The organism is Lactobacillus hamsteri DSM 5661 = JCM 6256 (assembly GCF_000615445.1).
Classification (GTDB): Bacteria; Bacillota; Bacilli; order Lactobacillales; family Lactobacillaceae; genus Lactobacillus; species Lactobacillus hamsteri.
In genome coordinates this window covers 1-3,037 of sequence record NZ_BALY01000059.1, presented here as the reverse complement: position 1 = coordinate 3,037, position 3,037 = coordinate 1, and the positions used below count along the sequence as shown (strand labels likewise).

At 30.9% G+C, this 3,037-nt stretch carries 2 protein-coding genes; both read right to left on the bottom strand.

The annotated features are described in order from the left end of the window. Positions 1–76 precede the first annotated feature (76 nt). Positions 77–1,345, bottom strand: a complete 1,269-nt coding sequence (locus tag JCM6256_RS09065) for a replication initiation protein (RefSeq protein ID WP_025081360.1) — start codon at positions 1,343–1,345, stop codon at positions 77–79. Positions 1,346–2,628: 1,283 nt separating this feature from the next. Continuing rightward, a complete protein-coding gene (locus JCM6256_RS09060; RefSeq protein ID WP_025081359.1) occupies positions 2,629–2,919 on the bottom strand; it encodes a hypothetical protein in 291 nt (96 codons plus the stop codon). Positions 2,920–3,037: the final 118 nt, after the last annotated feature.

The window sequence follows — 3,037 nt, the reverse complement described above, 5'->3', positions numbered from 1 at the left end:
ATTATTTCTAATATAATAATTAGTTAGAAAAAAGGCTATAGCTCAATACTTATGACCTATAGCCTTTTTAATTTTATTAAGAATAATTATCTATATCAAATAGCGATAAACTGTCGCCCAAATCTTGACCTGCATGTGAAAAATCAATTGAATACTGTCCACTATCTCTTCTAGCTTGCAAATCTTTCGCATTATTTTCAAGATTTTTAAGTCGTTCTCTTTCAGCCTTTTGATCTTTTTCTCTATCTTTTTCTGACTTCTCGTACCCCATTTTAAGAAGCTGCATATCTTCTTTATCTTCAGGAGTTAAAAAGCCTTTTTTACTTACTTCTTGATATACATGTAGTAACTGAGCAAATTGTGCATGTTTATATTGCGTAAGTGACTTTAAATCTGATCTATGGAAGGCCGTACGTTTTTGACGCTTATGAAGCTTGTTTGGCAAGAAATAAGAGTGAATATGACCATCTTTATACTCTTTAGCGGTTGTACCTAGGGTAAAGCCATAGAACCTGTCTAAGGCCCTAAATTTCTGCTTATCCGTCATATATGGGTTAGACTTGATATAATACACAGAATTTGTGTCTTCAATGCTACTATCGTAATAGACGTCTTGTTGATTGTTCTTTTCTGGCACCCATGTGAAAATATAGGAATCGAGCTTCCGACCACGTACACCTTTACGGTAATTTTTGGTAATCTTAAAATTCTGGAAATTAGCACATAATTCTTCAGTACACAAAGTTAAGACTCTTCGATCTATATCTGTTGGGCGATATGATTTAGGAATCTGCAATCTTTTTCTGAAGTCGTCGATTTTATATTCCTTACGGCCAACTGTTCTCCACTGCTTCAACAAACGAAATAGTTTACGAGAATAGTTAGAATGTAATCGTACATATTGGGTGATTGAGAACCTTGTCCAGTGCTCTAAATGATTAAAAAGATAAAGAAAACTGTCGCTAACTTCTACACTTGTTTCAAGAGTATCAGTATCCACAACTGATCTTTTAAAGATATTTTCCCGGATTTTATTTATATGTCCTGTTTTTTCATCTTTTTCTTCTTTGGAAAGCTGAATAGTAAGTAACCTAGAAAAAGTTTCATCAACATTTTTAGCAATTTGCTTATTAGAAATATGACTATTATAGCCAACTTCTCGTTTAATTTGATCTGGTGATAAAGTAATACGATTACCGCCTTGATCCTTAACCTGTGCAGCAATTAACCAGAAAATATTACTATTAATTTCTGGCAAACTATCAATCGGTTCAAAAATAGGGTCATCATTAAATCGATTATCAATTTTAATTATCTTTTGTACAGGTCTTTTTCTTACTGCCATACGCTCACCCCAATTAGCGACTTTCAGGAATATTAACGTCGTTCATTTGATTTAAGCTAAATATAAAGCAATTAAAAAGCAATAACAAGTATTTTTATCAAATTCGATCCATACCACGTCACCCTTATTAAAATTCGTTCCATATGACGTCACCCTTATTATCTTTTCAGCTCCATATTACGTCGTTTTTAACGTAATAAAAAAATATTATCTCCATGAAGCGTCACCCTTATTGTCTCCATAGGACGTCGTTTTTATTAAACTCCACAAGACGTCACCCTTATTGCTAAATCCATATTATGGCACAACATATTGTATTCGATATTTATCAAGCGCTTTTATATCAAAGTTTTAAATTTTTGATTTCCAATATATTGTGGTATTAGAAAAATGTTAATTATTACCTCTCCACATAACGTCGTTCTTATTCTATTCAAAACACATTATATAAAAACGACGTGGTATGGAGATTTTATATAAAATAACTAAAAAACTTTATACACCAGTATTTTAAGAACTTTAATTGTACCCATTTTAAGTCCATAAGACGTCACCCTTATTTAAAAGACTATTTACATGATCATATATAAATATAAAGCACTCAAAATAAATATATTGTGTGATATATGTACTTTTATTACATATGAATACTATATATAGTGTCCATATGATGTCACCCTTATTATTTATTATTCTGTTTTTTTATAATATTTACACTTACTCCATGTGACGTCACCTTTTTACCTGAAAAAGCTCTCAAATGCCTGTGGATAAGTACTCTCCACGCTTCGTCACCCTTATTATTTTTCCACTAAAATCAGACTCCATATGACGTCACCCTTTTATCCATGTAGCGTCGTTTAAGTTTTCCACGAAATGTCACCCTTATTAAAAAAAGCCTAAAACCTTTATATATAAGGATTCGTAGCTCATTTTCACTAAAATCAGACTCCATATAACGTCACTCTTATTAATTTTTATTCATTCTTTAAAAGAATCTCGATATATCAAGGATTCTACGTCGTTTATAATACTTATTTTCTCCACAAGACGTCGTTTTTTAAGAGCTATAATACTTGTGACTCTTAGTTTCACGCACTTGCTAAAAGGAATTAAAGGGTTTATTTAAAGGGTTTATTTAAAATGGATTTAAATATCATCAAAAAAATGCTTCTTTTGCAATCTAGACCTTAGAGATCTGAAAAAATAGATTTTGCGAATCAAACAAATGAAAAAATAAAAACGCCTCAAAAAGAGACGTTTAATTTAATACATCATGTACCCTAATTATTCTTATTTTGTTCAATCCATTCATCCAGGAATGCACTTGTTGAATTAAAACCATGTCGCTTAGCAATTCGATTAAGAGCTTTTCTATTGCTAGGTTTTAAAGTAAAGGTAAATGGCTTTACTTTTTCTTTTTGAATAGGTGTTTTCGTAGGCATAGATGAGGTGAGAGCAGGTTGAACAGATGTATTATCAACTTCAGGCTTATTATTTAACGCCTCAGTCATTTTCTCATGGGTTTCTCTACCATTTTCAAAAGCATTCTTTTTTGGTCCATTAAAAGCCATATTAATATCCTCCATTAATATTTATATATGTTTACATTATACACACAAACATAAATATATGTAACCATATATATTATATTATCAATAATCATAAGTATAAATTTAGCATATATTTTTT

Bases quoted from the DNA above. Each gene is read 5' to 3' on its own strand.
- JCM6256_RS09065 (WP_025081360.1), bottom strand. From the start codon at position 1,345: ATGGCAGTAAGAAAAAGACCTGTACAAAAGATAATTAAAATTGATAAT.
- JCM6256_RS09060 (WP_025081359.1), bottom strand. From the start codon at position 2,919: ATGGCTTTTAATGGACCAAAAAAGAATGCTTTTGAAAATGGTAGAGAA.